At 46.9% G+C, this 19271-nt stretch carries 22 protein-coding genes and 1 pseudogene; 12 read left to right on the forward strand and 11 right to left on the reverse strand.

Annotated features, from left to right (window positions below):
- Positions 1-2 precede the first annotated feature (2 nt).
- From FEF09_RS27405 to FEF09_RS27415, 3 genes are read left to right on the forward strand one after another with little or no spacing between them, the layout of a single operon-like run.
- Positions 3-581 carry a phage tail protein gene (locus FEF09_RS27405; protein ID WP_146308053.1) on the forward strand — a complete coding sequence of 193 codons (579 nt, stop codon included), beginning with the start codon at positions 3-5 and terminating at the stop codon, positions 579-581.
- An 8-nt stretch (positions 582-589) separates the two neighbouring features.
- Complete coding sequence (locus FEF09_RS27410; RefSeq protein ID WP_146308054.1) at positions 590-1081, forward strand: formyltransferase family protein; 492 nt, start codon at positions 590-592, stop codon at positions 1079-1081.
- Positions 1062-1355 carry a hypothetical protein gene (locus tag FEF09_RS27415; protein ID WP_146308055.1) on the forward strand — a complete coding sequence of 98 codons (294 nt, stop codon included), beginning with the start codon at positions 1062-1064 and terminating at the stop codon, positions 1353-1355. Before FEF09_RS27410 ends, FEF09_RS27415 begins: the two co-directional genes overlap by 20 nt.
- 534 nt (positions 1356-1889) lie before the next feature.
- Here the strand turns inward: FEF09_RS27415 and FEF09_RS33880 are convergent.
- From FEF09_RS33880 to FEF09_RS27435, 5 genes are all read right to left on the reverse strand, one after another.
- On the reverse strand, positions 1890-2024 hold the full coding sequence (locus FEF09_RS33880) for a hypothetical protein (RefSeq protein ID WP_261387826.1): 135 nt from the start codon (positions 2022-2024) through the stop codon (positions 1890-1892).
- A gap of 223 nt (positions 2025-2247) precedes the next feature.
- Positions 2248-2718, reverse strand: coding sequence for an asparagine synthase-related protein (locus tag FEF09_RS27420; RefSeq protein WP_146308056.1), 471 nt, complete (start codon positions 2716-2718; stop codon positions 2248-2250).
- The gene (locus FEF09_RS27425) at positions 2715-4091 is read right to left on the reverse strand and encodes an asparagine synthase-related protein (RefSeq protein WP_146308057.1); all 1377 of its coding nucleotides are present in this window, start codon (positions 4089-4091) and stop codon (positions 2715-2717) included. Before FEF09_RS27425 ends, FEF09_RS27420 begins: the two co-directional genes overlap by 4 nt.
- Positions 4092-4093: 2 nt before the next feature.
- The gene (locus FEF09_RS27430) at positions 4094-4501 is read right to left on the reverse strand and encodes a lasso peptide biosynthesis B2 protein (RefSeq protein WP_186774564.1); all 408 of its coding nucleotides are present in this window, start codon (positions 4499-4501) and stop codon (positions 4094-4096) included.
- A 2-nt stretch (positions 4502-4503) separates the two neighbouring features.
- Positions 4504-5340 (reverse strand): serine kinase, encoded by an 837-nt coding sequence (locus FEF09_RS27435; protein WP_146308059.1) that lies wholly within the window; start codon positions 5338-5340, stop codon positions 4504-4506.
- Between the two features lie 135 nt (positions 5341-5475).
- Here FEF09_RS27435 and FEF09_RS27440 point away from each other — a divergent pair, with 135 nt between their 5' ends.
- Both FEF09_RS27440 and FEF09_RS27445 read left to right on the forward strand, forming a co-directional pair.
- Positions 5476-5775, forward strand: coding sequence for a PqqD family peptide modification chaperone (locus FEF09_RS27440; RefSeq protein WP_146308060.1), 300 nt, complete (start codon positions 5476-5478; stop codon positions 5773-5775).
- A 4-nt stretch (positions 5776-5779) separates the two neighbouring features.
- Positions 5780-6883 (forward strand): nucleotidyltransferase family protein, encoded by a 1104-nt coding sequence (locus FEF09_RS27445; protein WP_146308061.1) that lies wholly within the window; start codon positions 5780-5782, stop codon positions 6881-6883.
- 60 nt (positions 6884-6943) lie between these two features.
- Here FEF09_RS27445 and FEF09_RS27450 read toward each other — a convergent pair whose 3' ends face one another.
- Positions 6944-9691 (reverse strand): discoidin domain-containing protein, encoded by a 2748-nt coding sequence (locus FEF09_RS27450; protein ID WP_146308062.1) that lies wholly within the window; start codon positions 9689-9691, stop codon positions 6944-6946.
- Between the two features lie 223 nt (positions 9692-9914).
- A complete protein-coding gene (locus FEF09_RS27455) occupies positions 9915-10361 on the reverse strand; it encodes a hypothetical protein (protein WP_146308063.1) in 447 nt (148 codons plus the stop codon).
- Positions 10362-10676: 315 nt separating this feature from the next.
- Between FEF09_RS27455 and FEF09_RS27460 the strand changes: the two genes are divergently transcribed.
- The 3 genes and pseudogenes from FEF09_RS27460 (at position 10677) to FEF09_RS27475 (ending at position 15503) form a co-directional block, all read left to right on the forward strand.
- On the forward strand, positions 10677-11162 hold the full coding sequence (locus tag FEF09_RS27460) for a dual specificity protein phosphatase family protein (protein WP_146308064.1): 486 nt from the start codon (positions 10677-10679) through the stop codon (positions 11160-11162).
- Between the two features lie 881 nt (positions 11163-12043).
- A pseudogene (locus FEF09_RS35085) lies at positions 12044-13035 on the forward strand (CotH kinase family protein).
- Positions 13036-13160: 125 nt separating this feature from the next.
- Positions 13161-15503 (forward strand): ABC transporter permease, encoded by a 2343-nt coding sequence (locus FEF09_RS27475; protein ID WP_146308066.1) that lies wholly within the window; start codon positions 13161-13163, stop codon positions 15501-15503.
- A gap of 72 nt (positions 15504-15575) precedes the next feature.
- On the opposite strand, the gene FEF09_RS27480 is transcribed toward FEF09_RS27475, so the two are convergent.
- Positions 15576-16073 carry a GyrI-like domain-containing protein gene (locus FEF09_RS27480; RefSeq protein ID WP_146308067.1) on the reverse strand — a complete coding sequence of 166 codons (498 nt, stop codon included), beginning with the start codon at positions 16071-16073 and terminating at the stop codon, positions 15576-15578.
- A gap of 374 nt (positions 16074-16447) precedes the next feature.
- Between FEF09_RS27480 and FEF09_RS27485 the strand changes: the two genes are divergently transcribed.
- From FEF09_RS27485 to FEF09_RS31095, 4 genes are all read left to right on the forward strand, one after another.
- A complete protein-coding gene (locus FEF09_RS27485; protein ID WP_146308068.1) occupies positions 16448-16960 on the forward strand; it encodes a DUF4402 domain-containing protein in 513 nt (170 codons plus the stop codon).
- Positions 16961-17046: 86 nt separating this feature from the next.
- The gene (locus FEF09_RS27490; protein ID WP_146308069.1) at positions 17047-17370 is read left to right on the forward strand and encodes a hypothetical protein; all 324 of its coding nucleotides are present in this window, start codon (positions 17047-17049) and stop codon (positions 17368-17370) included.
- Positions 17371-17426: 56 nt separating this feature from the next.
- A complete protein-coding gene (locus FEF09_RS27495) occupies positions 17427-17708 on the forward strand; it encodes a hypothetical protein (RefSeq protein WP_146308070.1) in 282 nt (93 codons plus the stop codon).
- Positions 17705-17872, forward strand: a complete 168-nt coding sequence (locus FEF09_RS31095; RefSeq protein ID WP_186774566.1) for a hypothetical protein — start codon at positions 17705-17707, stop codon at positions 17870-17872. The genes FEF09_RS27495 and FEF09_RS31095 overlap by 4 nt, the downstream gene beginning before the upstream one ends.
- A 206-nt stretch (positions 17873-18078) precedes the next feature.
- Here FEF09_RS31095 and FEF09_RS32055 read toward each other — a convergent pair whose 3' ends face one another.
- The 3 genes from FEF09_RS32055 to FEF09_RS32065 all read right to left on the reverse strand — a co-directional run.
- Positions 18079-18555 (reverse strand): hypothetical protein, encoded by a 477-nt coding sequence (locus FEF09_RS32055; RefSeq protein ID WP_222597187.1) that lies wholly within the window; start codon positions 18553-18555, stop codon positions 18079-18081.
- A gap of 34 nt (positions 18556-18589) precedes the next feature.
- Positions 18590-19015: a hypothetical protein gene (locus FEF09_RS32060; protein ID WP_222597188.1), complete on the reverse strand. Its 426-nt coding sequence runs from the start codon at positions 19013-19015 to the stop codon at positions 18590-18592.
- A gap of 39 nt (positions 19016-19054) precedes the next feature.
- A partial coding sequence (locus FEF09_RS32065; protein WP_222597189.1) for a hypothetical protein occupies positions 19055-19271 on the reverse strand: 217 nt, incomplete at its 5' end.

Genomic DNA, 19271 nt, shown 5'->3' on the forward strand with positions numbered 1-19271 from the left:
TTATGGATAATTATCTGGGAGAGATCCGGTTATTTGCAGGCAATTTTGCGCCTGTGAACTGGTCTGTATGCGATGGAAGACTGTTAGCCATCAGCCAATATGATGCCTTGTTCAGCCTGCTCGGCACACAATACGGCGGAGATGGTATTACTACCTTTGCCCTACCTGACCTGCGGGTGAGAGTTCCTATCAGTATCGGACAAATCTCTGCTAACGGAGGAACGGGTAACTATATACTTGGACAGGCAGCCGGTTCGCCTAATATTACACTGCTTACCAGTAATATTCCTAATCACACACACCCGCTGGTAGCTGTTAATACCACTGCTACTACCGGTGATCCTGTCAATAATATGCTGGCCGTTACCAATGGTAACAACAATACCGGTCCTACAGCCTATCCGGATGTCAATCTTTATACCACATTGCCATTACCCGGTGGTGGTACCACCATCCCGAATGCCCTGTTGGATCCGGCGGCTGTCACTCCGGTCGGTGGCACACAGGCACACGACAATATGATGCCATACGTAACGATAAACTATATCATAGCCTTGTACGGCATCTATCCAAGTCATTAAAACCAAATATGAAAATAGGTATTATATCAGGCAGTGATTATTTCATTCCTCTCGCCTACACACTTGCAAGCAATGGCTTGCAGGTGTGTATTTTCTTTTCGCCCACAGAAGATATTGCCGCTCAACAGAAAGTACAGGCGTTTATACATAGCACTAAACTCCCTATGCAGACGGAAAGAGACCCTGCTACGGATGTATACTACTGGCTGGAAACGACAAGGCCCGAAGTCGTATTTGTCTACGGATACCGTTATCTGCTGGACGTGAGGCGTTTTGGAGGTATACCTGCTTTTAATATTCACAGCGGGCCCTTACCCTCCTTTCGTGGCCCTTCACCTGTATTCTGGCAACTGAAAACGGGGCAGCCCACATTAGGATTTACGATCCATGTATTATCTGAAAAATTGACGCAGGGACCGTTGTATGGACCAAAAGTATTCCTGATCAGCCCCATTATCACTATGCGATGGTCAATCATTTATGCGCACAGTTTGCATTGAGGGCGTCTGGGGTATACTGGCAGCTATACGGCAACGCCTGCCGCTTCCGGTAATCAGCAATGAAAAGACACCGGCAAAATATCATAAACGGCCACAGCTACAGGACGTATTGATCAATTGGGAGAAAATGACGCCGCTTGAAGTAGGTAATCTGATAAGGGCATGTAATCCATGGAACAGAGGAGCAATCACCATATTCAACGGACAGGAATTAAAGCTGATGGATGGCGCCCCACAGGTACACAGACAGATGCAGCTCCCGGCACGATACTGATGAAAGATGACATCTTCCATATAGCCTGTGCAGGCGGCATGACCATCAAAACAAACATGCTATACCTGCAGGATGCATATATACCCGTCTATCATGCAGGTATGTATGGAATACAGCATGGTGTTAAATTGGGATAAACGTCAGTAGTGTGAAAGAAAATGCTATGTACGAAATACGGTCTGGTGTTAAACCGGGATAGACCTTAACTTAACTCTCCGAACACATCACCTCCGAAATACCAGTAACCATGTGTTACGTCATTAATGGCCACCACTATCAGGTCAGGTGATTCCCAGACAAGCGGATGTGAGATGTTTTGTTTTCCATAATGTGATCGGTATGAAGTGGAATGAGAAAAATGAATCATACGCTGGAATAAAATTCGGTTGCGAAGTCCAAACCGGATCCCGGTTCACCTAATGTAATGTCATTAATGGGAAGTACAGTCATTGCTGGTGTTTCCCAGGTAAGTGGTTGCTGAGATGTTTTGTTTTCCATAATGTGGTCAGTATGAAGTGGAATCAGAAAAATGAATCATACACTGGAATGAAATTCGAGCGCGAAGTCCATACCGGTTCCCATCTCACCTAATGTAATGTCATTAATGGGAAGTACAGTCATTTCCGGTGTTACCCAGGTAGGTGGTTGTAGAGATGTTTTGTTTTCCATTACGTGATGTTGATGATGTGAAATGAAAAAAATAAGTTACTGTCTGGATGCCCAGACAGTAATAAATCAGGCACTGATTTCGGATCCAAAGTCAGTACCGGCGGCACCTGCGCCAAGTGTAATGTCATTAATCGGAAGCACGGTCATATCAGGTGTCTCCCATGTGGTTTTGTTTGAGTTGTTTCGTTTTTCATATGTGATATTGGATTGGAATGAACTGAAGTTAAGAAAAGTTTCCTTCAAACACGTATCCATTTTTCTGAAGGATGGAAATAACCTTACTGCATATAATGCCCTGTAACAGTCTGATAGTCGGTGATTGGGCGCCAGTTGCCAGTTGAGATATGGCAGGTTTTGAAAGATACTTTTCAAATGCCAATGCATATTCAGGTGATGCTATCATCGCAGCGGCCTGTGGTATTCCAGCCTTGCTACGTGCCATAAAATCAGGTGAATACTGCCCTTTATCTCTTCGCCAGAGCACCTCATCAGGGACAATACCTGCCATTGCATGACGAATCAGACTACGCTTATGACCATTGTATACAAACATCTGATCAGGTACATCCATCATGTATTCCAACACGGATCTGTCCAGTAAAGGTACCGCAGAAATGATACCATATGCTTCATTTCTGTTGGATAGTAATGCGGATAATAATCCGACACGCCCACTCATGATATTTCCCATCATCGAAGAAAAACATCTCTTACAGGACGCAGATCAATCTGCTGTTTATACTTATGGATAAGATCTTTTCGCAGGGCAGTACCGTGAAGCATCTGCCGGGTTCCTCCCTTTAGTGCACGATAGATGGAAGTATGCGTAGCCAGTTCTCTTTTCACGATCTGCAGAGGATGCCTCTGTTCACGTTCTGCAAATTCCATGATCAACTTATACGCCAGCTGATAGCGACCTGCGGCCATCATATTGTAAATAACGGGATGGCCCTGCCACGACACCCAGTGATCTCCGCCATAGCCGGTGAACAGTACCCCCACTCCTTTTTCCTTTGCGGCCTGTAGTATGGCATGATCCATATAGAAGAACGGATTGGGAAATGTTTCATCGCGATCAAAAGCATCGCTGATATCATCAAACGGACCACATGCCGGAGCATCGACAAACGTTGGAATGATATTCGGACAATGCCGGAGTATGCGTTCTATATAGGCTCTTTCATCGTTACCCTGCGCCGTTTCTGATAATACGGATGAGAAGGCGTATAAGGGTCTGTTTTGTGCCGCTAATTCTTTTGCCAGCAGACAGGCAATAGAAGAAGAGTCCAGTCCGCCGCTGAGCGTGATACCTATCGGACGGTCCGTACTGATCCTGTCCTTTACTACCGTAGTAAGCAGTTGCTGCATCTCCATGGCACATTCTTCCTCATCATCAAAAGTATATTTCCCGGGTGATGGATTCCAGTAACGCACCAGCCGTATACGATAATGCTCTTCCAAAGTCAGACCATATCCTCCCAATAACGCATACACATACTTTGTATGTGTCGCTGCGGGATCTCCCTGACGGAAGTGATAGGCAATAAGACTTTCCTCGTTGAAATAATGCGGCGACGGTTTTACAGCCAATAGTCCTTTCTGTTCTGTACAGAAAATAAACATATTCTCTGTATCATAGTAGTAGAGCGATTTGAATCCTACACGATCTGTCGCCAGAAATAAACATCGTTGCTCCCTTTCCCATATAGCGAAAGCGAATTCTCCACTAAGGTAATATACACAATGCTGCCCCCATTTACGGAATGCAGCCACGAGCAATGCTATATCCGTAGCTTCTTCAGGGGAATTTGTCAGTTTGCGGATATAGGAGGCATTATCGATACGTATATCTGCTACTACCACCAGATCATCCGTTACAAGCGGTACACGCCAGGATCTATCTGCGGCATTGAATGTCAGCAGACATTGTCCAAGCAAAATATTGCCTTCGAGCCAGCTGCCCGCTCCATCAATTGCACGATGCCGCATGGCACTGGCCATGGTATGGGCAGTTTCCTGTGAAACCGGACCTCCGTTCTTATGTATAATACCATAGATCGCGCTCATGCTCAGTTCTTAAAACGTGCGATAACTGTAAACTGTTCTATCCCTTTTGCGCCTGTAATAATGACACCTTCTGACTCCAGCCATGCGTGTGCATTCAGTTGGGCACCTGATTTATTGACACCAAAGAAAATGACACCGGACATTCTTCTATATCGGAGCATCAGTTTGCCTGCAAGTGCCTGTTCAAAACACTTCGTACGCCAGGGCGCACAGGAAGCAGCCCGGCTGATAGCAGCTCTTATCCTTTGCGGACGGATGGATGAAGGGAAAGAAGTACTATCTGTATATATTTTTTCTCCCAGCAGTGGTGCTATTTTCCGGAACGGCATAAATACCAGCATCACGCGTGCAATGCCCAGATATATCCAGGCTTCCGCAAACAGAAAGGATGCTTTAAATATGCGTTTCATTTTCATAACAAGGATGTTACCGTGTTCAACAAATGCTCCGGATCGCATTGTGAGGGTCGTCTTATCAGATGTGTCTCTGAATGTCTGATCATGGCACTGATCGTATCAAAACACAGTGCCCGGGCAGCAGGTTGCCGAAACAACACTTCCTTATAGACATGTTGCACAATTTGCGTAAAAGCTTTACTGCCGGTCAGCTGTTCGTGTTGAATTTCATTCACCTCTCCCGCGGAGAGCAATATAATTCTCCGGATGGGGTAATGTTGTGTATCAAAATGCTGGTGAAAAAATATGCCATATTTATTCATACCGGGCATTACAGGAAAAGAACGGTCCTCCCATTGCAGGGTTTGCAGGGATTGTTCCCAGAGTTTCAGCATGGGATAGGAAGCGATTCCCCGTACATAATCATCATCGGGCAACTGTTTTAAAACGGTGACATCGTCAGTAAAGATGCGGTATGCCCTCTCCTGCAATCCGGCGAGCGTAGTAGACTTCCCTGCCCCGGAATTTCCGCTGATCAGGGTCAGTCCATCTTCTATTACAATACCTGCTGCGTGCAATGTTACCTGTTTCCGCTGTTGTAGTATACCTGCCATGGCGCCTGCGAGTACAAATAGCCGCAGGACTCTGTCCTCCAGATCCGTTGTTAATGGACAGATAATAATCCTGTTGCCATCAGCGACATAATAAGCAGCGAGATCTCCCACGGTGAAAACCAGTTCACGGTCATTCATCTCATACGTGATACGTCCTGTACAGCAGGTATGTTCCACGCGGATAGCCGGAATTGCATCGATTGTAATGGTCACATCTGTATGCTGAGATGTTGCAGGCATCAGTTCAGGGAATTCAATTCCGGACGATATTAACAGGCCGAAGCCCCAATATTTATGCATGTAGGTTAAACTATTTCGGGTCGTTTTATGTTACCAATACTATATACACGCAACTTATCATTAATGTTTAAACATATGTCAGAAAGTGTACAAACCTCCCTCTGTAAGGAAACGATCGTGCGACGGAACGAACGGAACTTCCTGGTAAGCCGCATTGGAGAAGAAGTTGTCCTCATGGACATCCAGAACGGACAATATATAGGTCTCAATGCTGTAGGCAGCGCTATCTGGGAAAAGCTGGAACAGCCTGTAGCTATTCATGATGTCGTAAACGCACTGATGCAGGAATACGCGATCAGTATGCAGCTCTGCGAGCAGGAAACCCTTCTTTTTCTTCAAAAGATGATGCAGCACAAGATGCTGATCGTTGATTAACCTCATGCTGAACAACGAAGTTACTGTAGTCGTACTATGCTGCAAGGTCTACCTGCAAACCAGCGCCATCTCCGATCTTAAAACCTTTATATGCCAGCATCCTATTCAATGGCAACAGGTGTATCAATTGAGCACGAAACACAGGGTGCGGCCATTGGTATTTCAGATATTAAGTAAGCTGCCAGCCGAGGTACCTGCAGATATTCTGCAACGGTTCAGGGCTTACTGCCGGGAATTCCTGTTATTTGCCGTTGACCGGCATCAGGAAGCGGCGCGCGTTGTCCATCTGCTTGCGGAACAGGGAATTGCTGCCCGGCATTATAAAGGAACAGATTATGCCCTGTTGCTGTACCGCGATATTGGTATGCGGGAGTTTACCGATATCGATATTGTCATCGATAGCGATCAGGCGGATCGGGTCAGAGCCATCATGCAGGCGGAAGGTTATGAGATGTATCTGGAAAAATACTTCCGAAAATATCCGGCTCATTTCAGGCGGCATATCAAAGAGGTGAATTTCGGGAAACGTTGTCCACGGGGTAAAAGGTTCAGTTTTGAATTCCATTACCGGCCAACGCATGGATTGATGGATCTGCAATATTCGTTTGCAGATCTGCTGGGGCCCGATTATCTGCAAAGAGCGTACACTGCGGGGGATTATTACACACTAATGGTCCTTAACAATGGCGCCAGCGATTTCTTTCCCCATCTCCGGTCATTGATGGATATGATATTACTTTACCGGAAAGGCCCCTTTTCAGTACCGGCAGCATTGCGCCCGTATGAACTTTTATGGCAACAGCTCGCGGCCAGTTTATTAGGATTTAAGACTGAGGCAGCGCCGGCCCATGACGCTACCTATCAATTACTGGCTGACCGCCTGCGACATTCCCGGGCAGGCGATTCCTATACTTTATTGCAACAGGCACGGGTACGGCTGTCACTCGCTGCGGATATCTCCGCCAAATGGCGCATAACACACCGCTATCTGACCTATCTGCTCCGGCCAAATGCCAATGACATAAACGCTTTGCCATTGCCTTATTTCCTTTATTATTTCACAAAACCTGTCAGGCTTGCTTCAAATCTCCTGAAAGTGCGGAAATAAAAAGGCCGCCCGCTGAGGCGGACAGCCTTTCACTTCAAGACAGGATTCGCTGGTGGAATATTATTGTTTGATGATCTTCTGGTTGATCACACCTTGTTTGCTGAAGATCTGGATGATATACATGCCCGGCTTCAGAGGACTCAGATCGATTCTTGCGCCCGTTACCTGTGTTCTCAATGCCGGCGTGCCATCTATGTAGAGTACCGTCACACGGGATCTGTCTTCGACGCCTTCTACATTGTAATTGTTCACTACCGGATTAGGATAGCCCCGGAACTGTGCAGTAATGATCTTTTCCTCAACCGGTTTGAGTGCCGCTTGTGTATTCACAGGCAATGCGGCGGCGCTGCCATATACTTCTGTTGAGAAGATGGAATACCCCCATTGCGTACCTCTCGCCGTGCCATAGACCCGTACATAACGACCGGTACCGGACAGGCCTGTCCAGTCGTTGACCAAAGCGGTATTACCTGTCACCGTCTTCAGCAGCTGCCAGTTGTTCAGATCCGTTGAGATCTCCACCCGGTAGTCCTTGCCTAAAGCGGTCTCCCAGGTCACCTTCACACGGTTTACATTATAGTTGCCGCCCAGGTCCACATAGATCCATTGCGGATCAGTATAGGCACTTTCCCAACGGGAACCGGCATCTGCATCAAATGCATTATTCGCGTTGAATACACCAGTAATGCTGGAAGCTGTACCCGTTTTATTCAGGGCTATATTAGCGGAGGTAGATGCGCCGGAGCCATAGACTTCCATACCAAAGATGGAATAGCCATACTGGGTACCTCTTGCCGTTCCGTATACCCTTACATATCTGCCGGATCCGGAAAGCGCTGTCCAGTCGTTGACCAGTGCGGTATTACCTGTCACCGTTTTCAGCAATTGCCAGTTATTCAGGTCATTGGAGATTTCGACACGATAGTCTTTACCCATGGCGGTTTCCCATGTGATCTTCACCCTGTTTACATTATAGGTATTGCCAAGGTCCACATAGATCCATTGCGGATCGGCATAGGCACTTTCCCAGCGGGTAGTTGCACTCGCATCAAACGCATTGGAGGCGGCAAATGCGCCGGTCACACTGGATGCAGTACCGGGTCTGTTCAACGCCAGATTAGAGCTGGTTCCATTCACCGCAACTGTCACTGCGTTGGAAGTAGCCGTAGCACCACCGTTATCCGTCACTTTTGCCGTGATCGTATAGTTTCCTGCGGCTACATTGTTCCACTGTACACTATAGGGTGCTGTGTTGTCTGTGCCGATGACAGCCGTACCATTATAGAACGTGACAGAAGAAATTGTACCACCATCACGGTCGCTGGCAGTGGCTGTCAGCGTAATATTAGCTGGTGCCGCGTAGGTCTCAGCACCCGTTGGTGCGGTCAATGTCACCGTAGGCGGAGGATTATAGGTAATGCCATTGGAATACACCCTTACCCAGTCAATGTAGACATCAGCGGGAAATATAGCCTGATCTACGATCGGCCCGCCGTAGGTATTCCCACTACCCCCTACGCCTGCGCTCAGGATAGCGTACATTTTGTGTTCAAAGGGATGCCATTCTGAATAGAGATTGGAGAATTCAGATTTACGGACCCGTTTACCATTAACGACCTGCACCTGCGCTTCGTTCTGACCATCAGCAGCGAAGGCGGCACCATCTTCAAAATAATGGATATGATAAACGTTACCATCAACAAAGAACTCTATTCTGTCGGCAAACCAATCTATTCCATACTCATGCCAGCCATTGGCGGCAACTGCGGGGTCAGTGGCAGAAGATTGCGCACAACACTGGTAATCGGGATTTCTCAGGGAACTGCTCCAGCGGGTCGTCGCAGAACCGTCAAATGCGAGACCGGCAGCCACATCGGCTCCCTGAGTAGAAGAGGCTACAGCAGGCTTGTTTAATGCAAGATTAGCACTGCTGCCACCAAATACCTGAAATTCAAAGAGTGAATAACCCCAGTCGTTAGAACGTTGTGTACCATACATTCTGACAAAACGCGCATTTCTGGCGCCAAACGTGATATTGTCAATACCGCCGTCACCAGCAGTTGTGGTATAGGCGTCTGACCATGTCGTACCATCTGTAGAGGTCTGGATCTTAAAGGATTTGCCCGTGTTCTCCCAGTTCAGCTCTACCCTGTCTACCGATACAACAGCCCCAAGGTCTACCCGGATATACTCCGGGTTATCAGGCGCCTGTTGCTCTGCGAAACTGTAATAGCCACCCTGATGACCATGGTTCCAGTCGGCCCACTGGTTGTTATTCCATGCCCAGGCATAGTGCGTGGAGCCGAGGTTAAAGGTGGGGATGCTACCGACATATTCCATGATATCGATCTCTCCACCCTGAGGCCAGCTGATGGTACTCTGTCCCTGCGGCAATTCATCAGGCATCATCCAGAATGCGAAGCCCTGTCCCATGGTGCGTACACCTTTGGGCCATACTCTGGCTACGATCCTGTGTTGGGGTCCCCAGCTGGCTTTTCCATTGGAATTGATCCTGCCACTGGTATAATTACGATCGATATAAAACTCTTTTCTCGTGGATATTCTGAGTACATTGCCATTGGCACCGGCGATACCGGATTCAATACCAACATTCTCTAACCGGTTAGTTGCACGGTCCAGCTGACCGGTACCAAAGTCCCCATTGACGCCGGTACCCGTTTCGTAGGACCATTTTGTAAGATCAAGGGAAGGACCGTTAAATTCATCGCTCCAGATGAGGGTCCAGTTCTGGGCGCGTACAGTACAGCATAGTAGCAGGGCTACGCTGAAACTTAAAAGTGTTTTCATGTGGTTTCAGTTTGGTTACTTCGAGATTTGGTTTAACGTGACGTGGATTTCCGGACGGCCACAGGCGGACTGTGGGCAGCCCTGAATCGTGGAATTGCCATCTTTTTTAATTGTTTCTGCGATCTGTCTTGAGGTGGAGAAGGGTTTATTGAAATTTAGCTAAAAAAAGGGGATATACAACAGGGAGACAGATCCTGCTGCGGAGGTTTTTCAGGGAAGGAAGTTATGGTTTCAGTTTGTAGTAGAAAGAGGATGAAATGATGACAATAGCATAGGGGATGAATATGAACAGGCTATACTTATCAATTGATTTTCCGTCGTTCAGGAATACAATAATGCCGGCGAGTCCGATAATCGGTACCAGCATCAGCAAGGATTTTTTCCGGTAGACGCCCCAATCTCTTATATTGATAATCATAATTGTAATGAGATATAAGATAAACACCGGTACTGAGCACAGCATTCCGACTATCGCCGCAGCTAAGGTCAGAAAGAGGATATCGGATAATCTGGGAGAACGGATATTGCCTCCTATTTGCATGGAAATCAACACACTGGCAATTAAGCCTCCCAAAAAGAGGGTGGTGAGCCAGACATTCTTTGCATAGTCAAAGTCACTCTCCCGGAAACGGATCTTTTTATTTTCCCTCTGCATAGTTGGTATAGGCATATGTTCTTTTGAATATAGGAAGTTGTAATGATCAAGTCCACCTCTTCGCCGTCGCTAATTCGTCGCTTGTTCGTCCGGAGGCCGTCCGGACGTCTGGTGACCAGATGACTGTGGAAGCCACAAGCATAGCGATTAGCCTGTTTAGGTTAGTAAATGGCAAGCAGGCAGGCTGCAAGATATATTTTTCAAAAATATCTGAAATAATCAGATAACTGGCGCGATCCATGCACCTATTACCCCGAAATAGCCATAATAACAAATGTGGTGTATTGACAGGTTTCTGTATTTTTAGGCCGCAATAAGTAAGGACAATTCATGATACAGGTATTTGAGAATCTATATGTAGGAACTAACACAGACTGCCAGCAGGTAACCGCAGGCTTTGCCGTCATTCATGCGTGCAAGGAACCTTGTCACCGGCAGGCGGTCGGTTACAGAGGTAACCTGAAGGCCAGTCATCCTTCTTACCTGATGCATCTCCATGGTGATCGTCACCTGTATCTGAATATGGTAGATATGGATCAGGAACTGTCTCCGCAATATACTCATCCTATCATGGAAAGAGCCATGTTGTTCATCGAACGTCACATCCACGACAAAAAAGTACTGGTACACTGCAATTGGGGTATCTCCCGCTCCCCTTCCATTGCCCTGCTCTATATGGCGCGTAAACAGGCGATAGGTAATGCTACTTATGATATGGCTAAAAGCGATTTTAACGCCATTTATACTGCGTATACCCCTGGCAGGGGCATTTCGGGTTATCTGGAAAAGTACTGGGCCAATCTGCTCTCTATTTAAATAAACACACCTGTTATAAAAAAACTTACCTTCGGTGCGCTGATAGCTATCAGGCGCCCCGATTGACCATTCTTACTCATTTGTATTTTGCTGGCATAACAGCTTATTATTCCATGTCCATGATTAACATCGTGCGCAGCTAAATAGCTATGCTCCGAATTTGCCACCAGACTGAACCAATAAAGACATCACAACAGGAATTATCTGAGCCAATGCAGGAGTTGCGCTACAGTTAGCCAGACACCGAAACAACTATTGTCGCCTTTCAGGGAATGTTCCACTTTCACCCGGCTATGCCCGGATAATATCTCCTACTTATGACCAGAAACATCTACGCCATTTTGGTTTTACTATGTACTGTACTGCCTGCCTGCAGAAAAGAGGATACGGCATCGCCGACCAGCGATCCGATAGCAGATACGACCGTGTCTTCCTCAAAAGAGATACTGTCGTTCACGTTTGAGGCGAAAAACAATCCACAGCAACTCGTACGGGATGTCGTCTGCCATGTTTATGACGATCATATCACCGGCTGTATCCCCTATCTCAGCAGTAACAAATCACTGATCGCTACTTTTAACACCAATGGTACTACTGTTACCATCAATGGTGTTGTACAGCAAACAGGCATTACCAGCAATGATTTCAGCCGCCCGCTTACTTTTACTGTAAAAGCGGCTGACAATACCACAAAAGACTACACGTTACAACTGTTTACATTCACGGGTCTGCCCATACTATATATTGAAACGGAGGCGCCTGTCGTATCAAAGGATGATTATGTAAAAGGCAACATGACGATTGATGCCAATACAAAATATCCGCAGACCGTCACCAACATGCAGCTCGAAATGAGAGGCCGTGGCAGCAGTACCTGGAACATGCCCAAAAAGCCTTACCGCATCAAACTGAATACGAAAACAGAGATGCTGGGCATGCCTGCTGCCAAAAAGTGGGTATTGCTGGCCAACTTTGCGGATAAGACCTTATTACGAAACTATCTGGCACTGGAAATCGGGCGTCGGTTTGAAGCGGCTTTCACGCCCCGTGCCCGTTTTGTGGAAGTGATATTAAACGGGGAGTTTATGGGCAACTATCTGTTGACCGATCAGGTAGAGGTCGGGGCTACACGTGTCAATATACCCGAATTGAAAGCCTCCTCTCCTGCTACGGATATCAGTGGCGGTTATCTGCTGGAAGTAGATGAAAGACTGGATGAAACAGTATGGTTCCGGAGTCAGTTGCAGGTTCCTTTCACCATAAAATCACCGGAGGATATCACCTCCGCGCAACTCGACTATATCAAAAACTATATCCAGCAGACGGAAAATACGCTTTACAGTGCGGGTTTTGCAGATTCTGTACAAGGCTATAACAAGTATATCAATACGCCGACTTTCATTAACTGGTTTCTTGTCAACGAACTGCTGAAAAACAACGATGCCGTCTTCTTCAGCAGTGTATTTATGTACAAGGACAGAAACGCCAAACTTTCTATGGGCCTATATGGGACTTTGACCTTGCCTTAGGCAACATCACCTATAATGGCAATAATATTCCTGAAGGATGGTGGGTTAAAAACGCGGCATGGATCAACAGATTATTTGATGATCCGGTCTTTGTAAAACAGGTAAAAGACAGATGGAATCTGCTCAGGACGAATCAGGTCAGTACTCTGTATTCCTTCATCAATGAAAGTGCGGCTCAGCTGAAATATTCTCAGCAGGAGAATTTCAACAAATGGGATGTACTCTATGATTACACCTGGCCTAATGCTGTATCGCTGGGATCTTATGATTCAGAAGTACAATATATGAAAGACTGGCTGGCCAAAAGGATAAAATGGATGGATACTGAGATCAACAAATTATAAAAACGGACATCTACTGTATTAAAACCGGACAGTTCTATTTGTTTTTCCGTCTCCATCATATTGATTATAAGCATCATAATAATGGGGTATATTTTTGAACTGTCCGGATCTTCTAACTTACAGTTATGCTCAGGAACTACATCAGGATCGCACTGCGGAACTTACGTCGTCATTCGTTTTATACGATCTTAAATGTATCCGGGCTATCTCTGGGTATTGCCTGTGCACTGATCCTGTATCAGTTTATCAGCTGGCACCTCGCGTTTGATACGCAGCACAGCAAGGGACAAAGCATTTATAAAGTCGTTACTGAGCTACATCTGGACGATGGTTCCGTACAATACGAAAAAGGGGCTCCTGTAGCACTGGCAAATGCCATCAAAACAGAGATCCCACAGATCCGGACACAGGCATTTCTATTTCATAATTACAGGGATCTCCCCTTTACCATAGCGATTCCGCAAAGTGGCAATACTGCACAACAGCTTTTTTCAGAACATGGGAATGTAGCATTTACAGACCGGCACTGGTTTGAGCTGTTTGACTATCAATGGGAAGCAGGCCAACCAGCCACTTCGTTGGAGGCGCCCAATACAGCAGTGTTAACGAGGAAGCAGGTCCGCAAATATTTTGGCAGTACAGATCCCATTGGCAGAACTATACGCATTAATGATAAAATTACGGCTACTGTCACCGGTATCCTGAAAGACTATCCACCGGAAACAAGTACCAAAGTTGATATCTTCCTCTCCGCTACTTCCATGAAAGGGCTGTATCCCGACCTGTTTCCTTCCATAGAGACGGCATGGGGATGGATCAATTCCTCCAATAATCTGTTTCTGCTACTACCGGATGGACTTTCCGCCGCCAATCTCAACAAGACGCTGCGTGCCGTAACGCAACGGCATATGGGAGATATGGCGAAATACTATTATTTCCATGTGGAGCCGTTAAAAGATTTGCATTTCGATGCCCGTTTCGGTGGTGTGATTTCCAGGTCTTTACTCACAACCTTGTCCATCATCGGACTGATCATCCTTGTTATTGCCTGTGTAAACTTTATCAATCTGGCAACGGCGCAGAATGTACGCAGGTCGAAAGAGATCAGCACCCGAAAAGTATTGGGCAGCAGCGCGATCAGCATCTTCTGGCAATTTATGACAGAAACGTGTTGTATTACGTTATCAGCTACGGTGCTGTCATTGGTATGGGTGTCCTTCGCCTTACCTGTATTAAATCCCTTGTTGCACACAACACTGTCTATCTCTCCTTTTATCCATCCTCAGCTGATCATTGCGCTTATTTCTCTGGTGTTGTTTATTACGTTGCTCTCCGGTTTTTATCCTGCATTTCTCCTCAGCAGATATAAGCCTGTTGCGCTCTTAAAATCGAATCAGACCAGTGCCGGACGCCCGTGGATGCGTAAGAGTTTAATACTGTTTCAAAATCTGGTGGCGCAGTCGCTGATCATCTGTACGCTGATCATTACGCTGCAGACCAACTTCCTGAAAACCGTCAATCCGGGCTTCGACAAAGCAGGCATTATCATGGCGCCTCTCCCATCCGCAGATAAAAACAAACTCGATTATTTACGTACACAGCTGATGAAAACACCGGGTGTTAAAGATGTAAGTTTCTGCTTTCGTCCGCCGGCCTCTGAGGTATTCAAGGCGGGTTCTGTCAAATTCGACAACCGGGAATGGGAAGACTATACAGCCTTGTGTACGCTGGGAGATGCGCATTATCTGCACACCTTCGGCATACAGTTATCAGCCGGCCGGAATCTCCTCGAAAGTGACACTGCCAGCGAGTTTCTCATCAATGAATATATGATGCAACAACTCGGTTTTCACCAGTCATCTGAAGTGATCGGACACCAGCTGGTAGCAGGGACGCTTAACGATCGTCCGGGCATTATTGTAGGTGTAGTCAGGAATTTTAACCTGCACTCGCTGCATAGCAAAATGGAACCATTGATCATGACCTCACAAGCAAAAGATTATGCATATGTGGGTATTAAAATGAGTGGAACAGGCATGATGCAACACATTAACAGTATCAGGGATACCTGGCAAAAGCTGTATCCGGATAATGTGTTTGAATACGATTTTCTGGACGACCAGATGGCGGCGTTTTATAAGAGAGAAGATCTGTTAAACAGATTGATTGGTGGTGCTGCAGTACTGGCCATCGTGATCAGCTGTATTGGTTTATTGGGACTGATATCACTGCTGACCGTACAGCGTACAAAAGAGATCGGCATACGGAAGGTCATTGGTGCATCTGTAGCGAATATTGTGTTGTTGTTGTCAGGAGATCTGATGAAGTTAGTGGGTATAGCCCTTTTACTAGCGGCAGGCATCAGCTGGCTGGCCATGCAGTATTGGTTGCAGGGTTTTGCTTATAGGATCAGTATACCGTGGTGGGTGTTTTGCTGGCAGGTATGTGTAGCGTGCTACTGGCGTTAATAACGATCGGTTATCATGCGGTGAAGGCCGCGATGATGAATCCGGTGAAGAGTCTGAAGGCGGAGTAGGCGACTACCTGCCCGCCAATAATATCACCACTTCCGTCTGCCAGTCTTTCGGATCTTCCACTTCGTCCGGATCAGTCAGATAGAACTCCGTCCGGGCGGCATATTCCTGCCCATCCACTTTCTGCGCGCCTTCCTTCACTCCATTTTCCTTCATCCATGTTTCCAGTCCCATGTGCACCTCTTTCAGGTTGCTGTAATCGCCCATATACGTTACGGTCACATAATCTGCATCCGGAAAAGCACCGGCAATCACTTCCCCGTTTGTGCTGACCGGCAGCTGTGTAGGGACACCGACATCTACCAATAGCTGATCTTCGTGATCAAATTGCAGATATCGGAAAAAAACAGGACCTGCCTGTGCGATATGATGCTGTTCCATCCACTGAACTACCTGTGGTACCAGCGGAGGCAGGATGACTGGAATGTCAGCCATCTTCACTTTTTTTCTGATCGCTACATATGGCTGTTCGGGGCGGTGTGTTATCTGTGGATGACTGGTCATATCATATCTGTTTTACAGAATAGGTGTTACTATTGCTAAAGTAGTAAGGTAATTACTTGTATTGACGGTGTAAACAGGACAACATAGCGGGCAGTTCTGACAAAATGGCCTTTAAGACTGTATTTAGCAGACCCCGGTACGCATAAAAAAAGTCTTGCATTAAAGAATTAATGACTGGCTTTTTTTCTATATTCGTCATGGATTTTAGTTAATCCCACCGCAGAAAGCGGTAATCCCTGTCAAACGGAAAATGCAATAAGCGAGCTGTGTCGGGAAACACAGCGCCATTATTTTGTCAGCCTCGTCTCACTCCTCAGACGTAAGGATACTTCTACGCAATAAAATCTTTACTGTAACAATCTAAAAAAGTACAAATGAAAAGAACACGACTGCTTTTCGTTGCCTCGTTTGCATTAGTATGCGCGGCAACAACAGTGCGGGCACAGGAGACGGCATCGGCGACGGTGACGGCGACTATTGTCACGCCTATCAGCATCACCAAAGATGTTGATATGAACTTCGGTAATGTGGCTGTACAATCTACTACAGGTGGTACGGTTGTATTGACACCTGCCGGTACGCGTACCACCACAGGCGGTGTAACATTACCAACTACTGCCGGAACAGTAACCGCGGCTTCATTTACGGTAAACGGTACTTCCGGTTATACGTATGTCATCACGCTGCCTACCACGCCGTTAACCATCACCAGTGGTGCTAATACGATGACAGTAACAGCCTTTACCAGTGACCCTTCCGGTACAGGTACACTGACCGGTGGCACACAGGTACTGAATGTGGGAGCGACATTGAACGTGAGTGCGGCACAACCTGCCGGTCAATACGTATCCGGTACCCCATTCAATGTCACTGTTAACTACAACTAATGGTACACTGATCTCTACCCAAAGGCCCTCCCGTTATGTATGATGGCCGGGAGGGGCCTCCTGGGTATTTAACTTCAATTCTGCTTATGCGCATTATCCATTTACTGACATTCATTACGCTCTTACTACTCCCGTTACTATCTGCTGCTCAGGGCAACCTGCTGATCACACCGATGAGGGTGATTTTCGACGGACAGAAAAGGATACAGGAACTTAATCTTGCCAATACCGGTCAGGACACTGCCCGGTATCTGATTTCTCTTATTGAAATACGCATGAACAGCAATGGCACTTTTGATAAGATTACCGAACCTGATTCGGGACAATTATTTGCCAGCAGTTTCCTGCGTTTCTTTCCCAAAAGCGTAACACTCGCGCCGGAGAGGCACAGCTGGTCAAAGTACAGCTGATCAAAACAGGACAACTACAAGCCGGCGAATACCGCTCGCATATCTATTTCAGGGCAGTGCCAGACCCCAAAGTGCAGGGAGAACCGATCAGACTGAAAGATTCTTCCAGTATCTCAGTTAGCCTGACACCTGTTTTTGGTATCAGCATTCCGGTGATCATCAGAACAGGTACATCTGACACACAGGTGAACCTGACAGATATTTCACTACAGGCCCCGGAAAATGCACCTGCCCATCTGAACATGGTCGTACGCCGGTCCGGCAACCACTCCGTGTATGGTGATATCAACATTGACTATGTATCTGAAAAAGCAAGATCACCACTGTTGCAAGTGTGAAAGGTCTTGCGGTATACGCCAATGTGTTCAGACAATTCCAGCTCGAGCTGGATAAAAAACCGGGCATCGATTATCATAACGGCAAACTGAGGATCTCATATACCAAACCATCAAAAGACGCTGTTCCCGATCCGATGGCGCAGACAGAACTGCCGCTACACTGATCATTGATTGGTATTATTCCGGTATGTGTGTGGCATACCCTGAACAATAACAAACACATGAATACTGACAGAAGATTTACACTTGTTTGTTTTACGCTCTTTATTCTATCACTTAGCCTGCCGTCTCTGCATGGGGTCAGACGACAAGCTGGAAGGGCACTGTGAGCACGCATGGGCCACTGCTGACAACTGGACAGCGGGTGTTCCTACGGCATCCGTTGACGCCATATCGGTGATGCGGCATTCACAGGTTCCTTCCAGCCTACCATCAGTGGCACCACCGCTGCAAGCAGGGCTCTTACACTTGTAACCAGTGCCAAAAACCCGGTGCTGACCATCTCCAAAGCCATTACCATATCCGGTACACTCACCAATGCAGCGGTTGTACGATTTCCCACAGAGGCGTTACCGTTACGGTAAAAGGAGACTTCGTTAATAATGGCACATATACAACTACCAGTACCTCTTCCAGGATCACTATGGCGGGAACAACACAAAGTATCAGCGGCAGTGGTATTTCCTTCAGGAGACTGACTATTAACTCCGGCGCTACGGTTACTCCTGCTGTCAGCTTTCCGGTTACTGTAGCTCTTTCTGTCACGGTAATCTGGTTCCACCAGAAGGGACGACACACTGATCTCCGGTGCTGGCACACTCAGTGTGACCGCTACGGAGTAATACACGTCAAAGGTGCCACCTTCGCCACCAACTATGCTCTTACCGGTACCAATATCTCGCCGCCGGCAGCACAGTGGAATATAGTGCTACTACATCAATCAGACCGTCCGGAATGATCTCACTTATTCTACGCTCCGCATCAGCGGTGCGCTGGTAAAAACGTTGGCGGGTAATCTTAACCCGATGACTGCTACACACCAGTACTTCCGGGATGATTGTTGTCAATAGCGGGATCCTGAACCTTTCACTTTTCAGCAAACAGAGGTACAACAGTAGCTGGTGTGCTGTCAGTGTAGCGAATGGAGCGACCCTTCGGATCGGTGGCACCGGTACTTTTCCGGCTAACTTTGCCTCCCGTTCACTGGCATTGACAAGTACGATCGAATACAATGGACTTGCCCAGACAGTATCTGCAGAAACGTATGGAAATCTCACGTTGTCCAGTTCCAGTGGTGCTGTTGTCAAAACAATGCCATCAACGGCGTTTACTGTCGCCGGTAATTTCTATTGTACACCGGGCGCCGGCACTAATGTCAGCGCCACTGCAGCCGCTAATATTGTCATTACAGGAAGTACAACCCTGATGCCGGCACTACGTTCAATGGGGGAAGTTTCACATTGGATCTGAGCGGTAACTGGATCAACAATGGTACTTTCCTCCGGGAGCACCGGCACTGTGAATTTTAATGGTCCGGGTACCAATATCGGTGGAACGGGTACA

Source organism: Chitinophaga pinensis (genome assembly GCF_007896845.1).
GTDB classification, from domain to species: domain Bacteria; phylum Bacteroidota; class Bacteroidia; order Chitinophagales; family Chitinophagaceae; genus Chitinophaga; species Chitinophaga pinensis_C.

What these genes read in the sequence shown, in the direction of transcription:
- FEF09_RS27405 (WP_146308053.1), top strand. Translation starts at nt 3, where the DNA reads ATGGATAATTATCTGGGAGAGATCCGGTTATTTGCAGGCAATTTTGCG.
- FEF09_RS27410 (WP_146308054.1), top strand. Translation starts at nt 590, where the DNA reads ATGAAAATAGGTATTATATCAGGCAGTGATTATTTCATTCCTCTCGCC.
- FEF09_RS27415 (WP_146308055.1), top strand. Translation starts at nt 1,062, where the DNA reads ATGCGCACAGTTTGCATTGAGGGCGTCTGGGGTATACTGGCAGCTATA.
- FEF09_RS33880 (WP_261387826.1), bottom strand. Translation starts at nt 2,024, where the DNA reads ATGGAAAACAAAACATCTCTACAACCACCTACCTGGGTAACACCGGAA.
- FEF09_RS27420 (WP_146308056.1), bottom strand. Translation starts at nt 2,718, where the DNA reads ATGATGGGAAATATCATGAGTGGGCGTGTCGGATTATTATCCGCATTA.
- FEF09_RS27425 (WP_146308057.1), bottom strand. Translation starts at nt 4,091, where the DNA reads ATGAGCGCGATCTATGGTATTATACATAAGAACGGAGGTCCGGTTTCA.
- FEF09_RS27430 (WP_186774564.1), bottom strand. Translation starts at nt 4,501, where the DNA reads ATGAAACGCATATTTAAAGCATCCTTTCTGTTTGCGGAAGCCTGGATA.
- FEF09_RS27435 (WP_146308059.1), bottom strand. Translation starts at nt 5,340, where the DNA reads ATGCCTGCAACATCTCAGCATACAGATGTGACCATTACAATCGATGCA.
- FEF09_RS27440 (WP_146308060.1), top strand. Translation starts at nt 5,476, where the DNA reads ATGTCAGAAAGTGTACAAACCTCCCTCTGTAAGGAAACGATCGTGCGA.
- FEF09_RS27445 (WP_146308061.1), top strand. Translation starts at nt 5,780, where the DNA reads ATGCTGAACAACGAAGTTACTGTAGTCGTACTATGCTGCAAGGTCTAC.
- FEF09_RS27450 (WP_146308062.1), bottom strand. Translation starts at nt 9,691, where the DNA reads ATGAAAACACTTTTAAGTTTCAGCGTAGCCCTGCTACTATGCTGTACT.
- FEF09_RS27455 (WP_146308063.1), bottom strand. Translation starts at nt 10,361, where the DNA reads ATGCCTATACCAACTATGCAGAGGGAAAATAAAAAGATCCGTTTCCGG.
- FEF09_RS27460 (WP_146308064.1), top strand. Translation starts at nt 10,677, where the DNA reads ATGATACAGGTATTTGAGAATCTATATGTAGGAACTAACACAGACTGC.
- FEF09_RS27475 (WP_146308066.1), top strand. Translation starts at nt 13,161, where the DNA reads ATGCTCAGGAACTACATCAGGATCGCACTGCGGAACTTACGTCGTCAT.
- FEF09_RS27480 (WP_146308067.1), bottom strand. Translation starts at nt 16,073, where the DNA reads ATGACCAGTCATCCACAGATAACACACCGCCCCGAACAGCCATATGTA.
- FEF09_RS27485 (WP_146308068.1), top strand. Translation starts at nt 16,448, where the DNA reads ATGAAAAGAACACGACTGCTTTTCGTTGCCTCGTTTGCATTAGTATGC.
- FEF09_RS27490 (WP_146308069.1), top strand. Translation starts at nt 17,047, where the DNA reads ATGCGCATTATCCATTTACTGACATTCATTACGCTCTTACTACTCCCG.